This is a genomic window from Pinirhizobacter sp., from assembly GCF_036499745.1.
Classification (GTDB): Bacteria; Pseudomonadota; Gammaproteobacteria; order Xanthomonadales; family Rhodanobacteraceae; genus Pinirhizobacter.
Genome location: NZ_DASYDG010000001.1, coordinates 73,643 through 81,569, shown reverse-complemented (window position 1 = coordinate 81,569; position 7,927 = coordinate 73,643). Strand labels below are relative to the sequence as shown.

General features: G+C 58.2%; 8 protein-coding genes. 2 read left to right on the top strand and 6 right to left on the bottom strand.

Annotation, left to right across the window (positions count from 1 at the left end):
• The coding region (locus VGM61_RS00335) for a hypothetical protein (protein ID WP_331520699.1) at positions 1–339 on the bottom strand (339 nt) is incomplete at its 3' end.
• A gap of 11 nt (positions 340–350) precedes the next feature.
• Positions 351–1,466, bottom strand: coding sequence for an XRE family transcriptional regulator (locus tag VGM61_RS00330; RefSeq protein WP_331520698.1), 1,116 nt, complete (start codon positions 1,464–1,466; stop codon positions 351–353).
• Between the two features lie 238 nt (positions 1,467–1,704).
• On the opposite strand from VGM61_RS00330, the gene VGM61_RS00325 reads away from it, so the two are divergent.
• Complete coding sequence (locus VGM61_RS00325) at positions 1,705–1,977, top strand: CopG family ribbon-helix-helix protein (RefSeq protein ID WP_331520697.1); 273 nt, start codon at positions 1,705–1,707, stop codon at positions 1,975–1,977.
• A complete protein-coding gene (locus VGM61_RS00320) occupies positions 1,965–2,261 on the top strand; it encodes a type II toxin-antitoxin system RelE/ParE family toxin (RefSeq protein ID WP_331520696.1) in 297 nt (98 codons plus the stop codon). The genes VGM61_RS00325 and VGM61_RS00320 overlap by 13 nt, the downstream gene beginning before the upstream one ends.
• Before the next feature lie 69 nt (positions 2,262–2,330).
• Here the strand turns inward: VGM61_RS00320 and VGM61_RS00315 are convergent, their stop codons facing one another.
• The 4 genes from VGM61_RS00315 to VGM61_RS00300 all read right to left on the bottom strand — a co-directional run bounded on the left by VGM61_RS00315 (position 2,331) and on the right by VGM61_RS00300 (position 7,251).
• The gene (locus tag VGM61_RS00315) at positions 2,331–3,215 is read right to left on the bottom strand and encodes a hypothetical protein (protein ID WP_331520695.1); all 885 of its coding nucleotides are present in this window, start codon (positions 3,213–3,215) and stop codon (positions 2,331–2,333) included.
• A 159-nt stretch (positions 3,216–3,374) separates the two neighbouring features.
• Entirely contained in the window at positions 3,375–4,946 is a 1,572-nt protein-coding gene (locus tag VGM61_RS00310; protein ID WP_331520694.1) for an MBL fold metallo-hydrolase, read from the bottom strand.
• 222 nt (positions 4,947–5,168) lie between these two features.
• Positions 5,169–6,476 (bottom strand): ATP-binding protein, encoded by a 1,308-nt coding sequence (locus VGM61_RS00305; protein WP_331520693.1) that lies wholly within the window; start codon positions 6,474–6,476, stop codon positions 5,169–5,171.
• Positions 6,477–6,510: 34 nt separating this feature from the next.
• On the bottom strand, positions 6,511–7,251 hold the full coding sequence (locus VGM61_RS00300) for a response regulator (protein WP_331520692.1): 741 nt from the start codon (positions 7,249–7,251) through the stop codon (positions 6,511–6,513).
• Positions 7,252–7,927 lie beyond the last annotated feature (676 nt).

Here is a 7,927-nt window from a genome sequence, read left to right as displayed (position 1 = left end):
CGGGCTGTTCAGAAGCCAAACTGGCTTACTGAAAGTCCCGGCGTAAATGACAAGGTCTCGCTCGCCATCGTCGAGTGATGGGTGCCCGTGAGTCATATTGAACTGTACGCGCTGCGTTTCGCTTATGTGTTCCACATGCGCCAGTTGTCTGCGCAATAGTGCCTCGTCGATCAATTCTTCCTGACGACGGTTCTGATATCCAGTCTGTGTTTCTTCAACGACCTTCGCGACGGTATGCAAAGAAAAGTATGTTGCCAGAGACTTCCAGCACCCTGTGCGATGAGCCTCCAGGATGACATTGGTGTCGACTAGGACGATCTGTTTTGGTTGGAAATCCATTTCCGTACTTTTTAAAGATCGTAAGGCGTCTTCAGGCCATGCTCGGTGAACAAGGCACTTAGGTCATCCACCGTCGTACCCATGACCCTGGCGGCACGCCGCACCGACAGGTGACCCTGCTCGATGCCCCAACCCAGGTTTTCAACGAAGCAGCGACTGAATTGCGGCGGCAACGAATGGCTGCCGGCTCGCGTTTCGAGACGAAGCGAAGCATCTTCAATTCGTTCGGCTGCTGCCTTCTTCAATAAACCGAGCGAAACCAGGCGCCACTTCATCGCCGGGCCGCTTACACACAGCTTTGAGGCGGCATCCTTGATCCATGCTGCCCAGGTAGCCTCACCGTTCTTTGGCAACGGCGACTTCGCCATGAGGGATTCAATCGCCTGGCGAGGCATCAGTAATCCTGCAGAAAAATTATCTGCCAGGCGCTCAATGTGCCTGTATCGCTGGGAGGTACCTGTACCACCCTCGATATGGGGAGGCTCCATCTCCTGCCAGGTCAACAGATGGAAGAGCTCATGCCCCATATCAAATGCGCGACGTCCAGGTGACTCGCGCCTATTGATGATGATCGTATTGAGCGATCCCAGTTGGCATGCCGCGCCAGAGATACCATCTGCGGCATCCACGTGCAGGATAAGTGTGTCGAGCTTCGTCTCGAGCACCGTGGCCAGATTCGTAGCAGGCACATCACCAAGGCCGAGCGTCCTGGATACCGCTTCGCCCTCGTTGGCAGCCTCAATCAGACTGCTCTTCGCATGGATATCCACACGGGCCAGGAAGGAATTTACCGACTCGCCTTTGAGCCGGCTCAGATGGCGATAGGTGGCAATCCAGCCACCCGCACGCTGCTCGAACGAATCGAGGTCATTCGCTTGCGAGGACTTGCGCCAGGAAAACCTGGCTTCGCCAGCGAGCTCGAAGGGATCGGTGAAGTATCCCGAGTCAACGCCAAAGTATTCCGCGGCCCGTACCAATTCGTCAGGCGCCACGTTTCTCTTGCCCAATTCGATATCGGACAAGGTTTGCCGGTCGTTGAATCCGAGGATCTCGGCTAGCTCTACCTGATTGACCGAGCGGCTCTCACGCAGTCCCTGCAGCCGGCGGCGGATCGTTGTCTGGTCCATGGCGACACCTCCGTATTCCCACACAATATCTTGCAATGTGTATATTTGCAAGATATTTGTGCGCGCTCGTGGTGTAGACCTGTCAACCAGAGGTGCTGTCTCTACTTTGCGTAGCTTCGGCGCCGGCCTGGTGCTGGGTGTGGATAATTTGCTTGGCCTGAAGCTGTAGCAACCAGTAGTTCCGATGGGTTGGGTGAGCTATGGTATTCAAAGGTATTACCTTTGAATACGGAGCTATATGGCTACCTCTATCAAGATTGATGGCGAGCTCAAAAGCCGGGTCCAACATCTGGCTGGTGTACGCCATCGGTCGGCGCACTGGATCATGCTCGAGGCCATTTCGCAGTATGTGGAGCGCGAGGAAAAGCGCGAGTCATTCAAAAACGATGCTTTGCGTGCCTGGCAGGCATTCGAAGCCAATGGCAAGCACCTGACGGGTGACGAGGCAGACGCCTGGCTTGGCAGTCTTGAAAATGGCGAGGATAAGGATATCCCCGAGTGCCACGATTGATCTGGACCCCGTTCGCGCTGGCGGACATGCAAGGAATCTATCGTTTCCTCTATTCGAAGGATACGGACGCTGCAAGACGTGCAGTGAGGACTATCCGAGAGAGCATCAAGCTCCTCGCCAGGCAACCGCGGGTCGGTCGTCCTGTCGAAGAAATGGAAGCTTCATTCCGCGAGTGGCCTATCGAATTTGGAAGCAGTGGCTATATCGCCCTCTATCGCTTCGATGGAGATATGGCTGCGATACTTGCTGTGCGTCATCAGAAGGAAGCTGGATACGATAGCTAAGTCGAGAAGTAAACGAAGCTGACAGTGCAGGCAGGGGAGGACGGCGCTCGCCCGTGCTATGTCTTGAGGCTATGACTTATTCCGTCCATGCGCGAGCACCGGGCCCAATGGAACGGCCCAAATGCCCGGCGGCTTGTTGGTGAAGTAAAGCGTGGACAAGTCCGGGCTCAGGTGCGCCTGGAAGCCGGACGGGCCGATATGGACAGGTACGCTCCAGCCGTTGGCGGCGGCGAACACGATGAAAAGGTCCGCTGTGTCCGAGGCCGGCGCCCGTTCCGAGCTGAATACCAGGAAGGACTGGTCCGGAGCCACGGCCGGATCGTAATCTTCGGTGACGCCATCGCTGAACGGCAAGGGGCTGGGTGCCTGCAGGCTGTCATTGCGAAACGCGCTTTTGTAAAGCCGGAACGCACCTGTCTTCCCGACGGTCCTGGTGAAATAAATACTGCCGTCCCGTGCAACCGACGGATCGTAAATCGACGGGCCGCTGTTGATGATGTCGGGCAGGCGCACGGGTGTACCCCACCCATCACCTTTCCTGTCCACGCGCCACAGGTTGCCACCGCGCTCCGGTTGCGGCTTTCCGGCATAAAAGCCGTCAAGGAGCGCGCCACCCGCGACCGCCGGACGGTTCGAGACGAAGATCAAGTACGAGCCATCCGGAGCCATCGCCGGTGCGATGCTGTTGCCCACTTTCGAAAACGGCGCCAACTCAGGTTTCGACCACGTCTCGCCGTGCCTGTGCGAGATCATGATCTGGCGCGAGCTACCCGTTCGCCGGGTAAACAGCACGGTATTTCCGTCGGGCGTGAATGCTGGCGATGCGTCGTTCTGGGGACCCCACTGTGCCTCTGCGGAAAACATCGTGGGCGCCGGTGACGGCGGCGAGCCGGTCCGCGCGAATGCGCCGCAGGAGCCCAGGACAAGAACGAGAGCCAGGCTTGTTTTCTTCATGCGAGTGCCTTGATTGCCGGGTGTCACAAGGTAGCTGCGCTGGCGGTCGTAGGCACGCATTTTGTGACGACCGGAGACATGGTTGTTACAAGCGGGACAGTTTGTCCGGCAAGCGACACTTCCGGCCGCATTGGCTTGGCAACGGGTTTCCACCCTGGTTCACTTCTTGCCCGTCCCCTTTGAAGATCCATCGGCTCCGCCTTTGACCTCGTCATACAAGGAGCCGACAAAACGAGCCGCGCTTGTGCCGAAACCCGCTGGTAAAGGGGTCAGCGCACCAGGCACGCGAGCATCGTAAGGAGCGGTCAATTTCGCATAAAGCACGTCTTGCCTTGATTTGCCTTCACCTATCATCTGCTCGACTTCCCTCCGGATGGCAACGATCATGTCGCGGTACGGAACAAGATCGCTGCGATGAATGATTGTGCCGTGGCCCGGTACGAGTACCGTGGCAGGTCCTGCAAGCGCGGTTACCAAATCAACGGCCTCAAGAACACCCTTGAACGTCCCGCCGTGTGCAGCATCAACGAATGGATAGCCGTAGTTGCGGTAGAAATCCCCGATCATGATGACATCCGCTTTTTCAAAGCGGACGATGGTATCGCCGTTGGTGTGCGCGCTTTCGAGGGGTATGAGGTCCACGACCTCATCATCCATACGAATTCGCACCGGGTCACCCGATCCATACGTCACCACGGGAAGCCGCGCCGGATCGGTTCTCGAGGCTGCATTGCCGACCGCCGCCGGCAGTGGTTCGGTCAGCGTTTTGCGTGCTTCCTCCCGTGCGAAGAGCAGCGCACCTTGCTTGACGAAGTACGGATTGCCGCCGGTATGGTCCGGATGCGAGTGGGTGTCGACGAGGAAACGGATGGGCGCATTGCTGATCCGCCGAATGGAAGCCATCACCTTGGCTGCCATGGGCAAGTACTGCGCGTCCACCATGAAAATTCCGTCAGAGCCGACAAAGATGCCGATCCTGCCGCCGGCGCCCTCGGGGTGGCCAGGATCCACGCCAGGCGATCCGGTGAGCGTGTAGAAACCGGGCGCGACCTTCTGGGTAAGAATCTGCGCATCGGCGTAGTCGATGCCAGGGGAGTGGGCCGGCAGCACCGTCGGCGATCCGCTTTGTCCGGGATGAAAACCGGGCGGTTCGATGCCTGATCCCATCGCCAAGCCGCTGGCGACGGTCGTTGCCAAACCCAGGAGGGCCAGTATGGCTGGCCTGGAACGCTTCGGCCTCCGCGAGAGGAAGGGCTTCCAGACGGCGATGACGATGTTCGAAAGAAACAACGTGAACACGATGCCGCCGAACAGATTGGCGCGCGACACGCTTTCGAGAAACTGCGGTGCGAGCTGCCCATGTTCCGAGGACCACCGCGCCCATGACCTTGCGGCTGTCAGTGCAGGAGCCACGACGGGCGTAGCGATGGCTAAAGCCGCCGCGGTCACGCCCAGTTTCATCCATACCCAGAGGGGCGGCCGCCGTCCGTAACGCAACAGCGTCATCGTGATGCCGGTACCAACCAGAAGAAGAAAACCTGGCAGAGCGAGAGTACGCGCGAGAGTCCCGGTTAGCTCGCGGCCGAATGCCAGGGTCTGGAGACTGCCTGCACCAGCCACTCGATCGATAACGAGGCTGGCAAACCGCATGCCGATGGTGAGCGCGAGTCCAACAAAATGAAGAGCAAGAAGTACATGGAAGATGTTGCGTTGTATAGGGGAATTTCTCACGGAAGTACCCTCGGAAAAGACTGGAGTCGCTGGCGCATGAAGTCGGCAGCGGCAGGCGGTAGCCGGCGCTTGGGGGAGTACGTCACTGGCTATGCTGTGCACGCTGCCGAAAACTGGGGCGTTGCAGCTCCCGTCGAATGGCCGTTACGTCGGGAGTGCAGTGAAGATAGGCCGAAGGTGTTTATCAGTCATGTCGGCACCGCGCCCAATTGTTTCAACTGGCTACGACGCAGATCGCCGGCCGCCGGAAGAAAGCTCCTCGCCCCTGGTGCCGCCGGGGTGGAAGAGAGGAAGCGCTACATTGGCGGCGAGGCCGCCGCCGGAGCGTGGTGTCAGACAAAGGCGCCCGCCGTGCAGGCGAACGATACGATCCACAATGGCCAGCCCAAGGCCTGTGCCACTGACGGTCGAACGCGCCGTATCGGCGCGAATGAATGGCCGCAGCAATCGCTCGCAGTCGGCGGCCGGAATACCCGGGCCACGATCAAGCACACTGAAGCCGATCTCATCCGGCTTGTGCCAGGTAACCACCTCTAAACCACGAACGCCGTACTTCACCGCGTTCTCCATCAGATTTCGAACGACGCGCAGCATGGCGATGGATCGGAACTGAAATGGCGGAAGCTTCTGCATCTTGAGCTCAAAGCGATAACCACGCTCTTCGAACTCGCCCGCCAGTTGCAGGATCAAGGTATTGAGATCACCTTCCGTAGCCGGTTCATCGCTACCGGTACGGGCATAGTCGAGAAACTGCCCCACGATGAGATCAATTTGGTCGATATAGCGGCTCACCGGTTCTTCGGAGGGTCGCTGCTCGATAGCCAGCGCCAGCCGCAATTTTGTCAGCGGCGTGCGAATGTCGTGGGAGATACCCGCGAGCATCACCGCTCGACTCGATTCCATCGCCTCCAGGCTGTCCGTCATCATGTTGAATTGACTGGCAACCGTGGCCAGCTCGATCGAGGAGTAGTTCGGCAACCGATCCGGTTGACCGCCTTCTCCCAGCTTGCGGGCAACCTCGGCAATCTCTTTCAGCGGCCGATTGATACGTCGCTGGATGAGCAATGCCACGATAGTAGCCATCAACGCCACCATCATCAGAAGCATGAGCGTCGAGCTTAACCAGCCGAACCGGAGAAGAATTCGCACGGGAAGAACGATCCAGTAGCGCCTATGCTCGATGATGGCGCTGGCCCACAGCCTGGATGACGGGTCGTCCTCCCAGCGGACCTGTGTTTGCGGCAAGACATGCAAGCGCACCGTGTTCAAGAATAGTTTCATCAGCATGCCACTGCCTTCGATGTTTACCGGAGGCTGCGTGTCCGAAGCGATGATGATCTGTCCATCCCGGTTGATCTGCTGAACGATATCGTCGCGCACGGAGGGTGGCGCCCGGGAAAGTGCGACATTCAGCGTATTTATCTGGGTTGCGACGAGCACGCCTTGTTCGATCACGCGTGGTCGCTGCAAAAGCATGTAGACCGCGATGGTTGCGAACTGAACGACGAGCGAAAACGCGATCAACAACACCAAGTTTCGCCCAAAGAGCGATCTTGGCCAAATTCTAATCACGAGCGCTGTCCGGGACGAACATGTATCCGACGCCCCAGATAGTGCGGATGTACTTGGGTTCTGAGGGATCGTCTTCTATCTTTCGGCGCAAGCGAAGAACCTGTACATCAAGACTACGATCCAATGATTCATGTTCGCGTCCCTTCACCTTCTCCAATAGATGCTCGCGGCTCATCGGTCGATGGGCATTGGCTGAGAAAACCTTCAGCAGCTGCAGCTCCATGCTCGACAGAGCCATGACATGGTCGCCGCGCTCCAGCTGCATGCGGGAAATATTGAGCGAGAACGGTCCGAACTTGATCACGTCATCGCAGGACCACGTCACGGAATTCAGCTGCATTTTTTGACGTCGCAGTATGGCGTGAAGGCGCGCGATCAGTTCGCGCGGATCGAAGGGCTTGGCCAGGTAATCGTCCGAGCCCATTTCCAGACCCACGATACGGTCAATCGGATCGCCCCGCGCGGTTAGCATGAGTATGGGAATACTGTGATTCTGGGCTCTCAATCGACGACAGATCGACAAACCGTCCTCGCCCGGCATCATCACGTCGAGAATCAACACGTCGTAAGGCTCACGCTGCAGCATGCGATCGAGTTGATCGGCGCCCGTAAAAGCTGATACATGGAACCCATGTTCGCCCAGATAGCGACGCAACATGCCGAGCAGCTCGGTGTCGTCGTCGACCACAATGATGCGTGGCAAAGAGGCGTTCAAGTCCTTCTCCGGTTCCATGGCTATTCTTCACGACCATTGCTGGCGACGCAATGTGACGCAATGCCGATGACATGCGCTGTAACAATATTGTTTCCGTTGGAACGCTGAAGGCGCGGATTCTTCGGAGGGTGGGTGCTCGGGCGATCACAGTCGTGGAAGCGCCGTGCGCAGACGTAGTTTGAGGTTTCTCCGATGTGATGTCAGTGGAAACTTTGCGACCCTTACTATGGAAAGCGGAGTGTGGTTTCCGGGATGATGCGCGTGCCGTCGGGGCAACTCCCGGCGGTCGGGTGTGGAAACCCGAGTTATAAGTCCGGGTATCGCAGGCTTCACCACCTGCGGTACCCGTGATTCCCCGTTTTTTCTATGGCGGGCAGTCAGGCGAGCTTCGGCTCGGCCGTATTGACTTATACGCGGTTTTCCACCCTGGCTCGCCCGCCACTCTGAGTGCAAACAGCGTGGCGAAATGCTCCTGCATGAGTCAGCGCAGGACGGATGAACCATCGGGTCGTGTCGGAGTGATCCGCGGCTGGCTAACCGGTCATGAACACCATGACGTGACTGGGGCCGACAGGCGGCGCATGCCTGGGTGGTTCATTCGTCCGGTCCGTTGGGTATGAGTCAACGAACTGACGTCGATCCGGGAGCAGACCCATGTCGATTCTCGACCCTCTCGTTCGACGTAGGTATAACG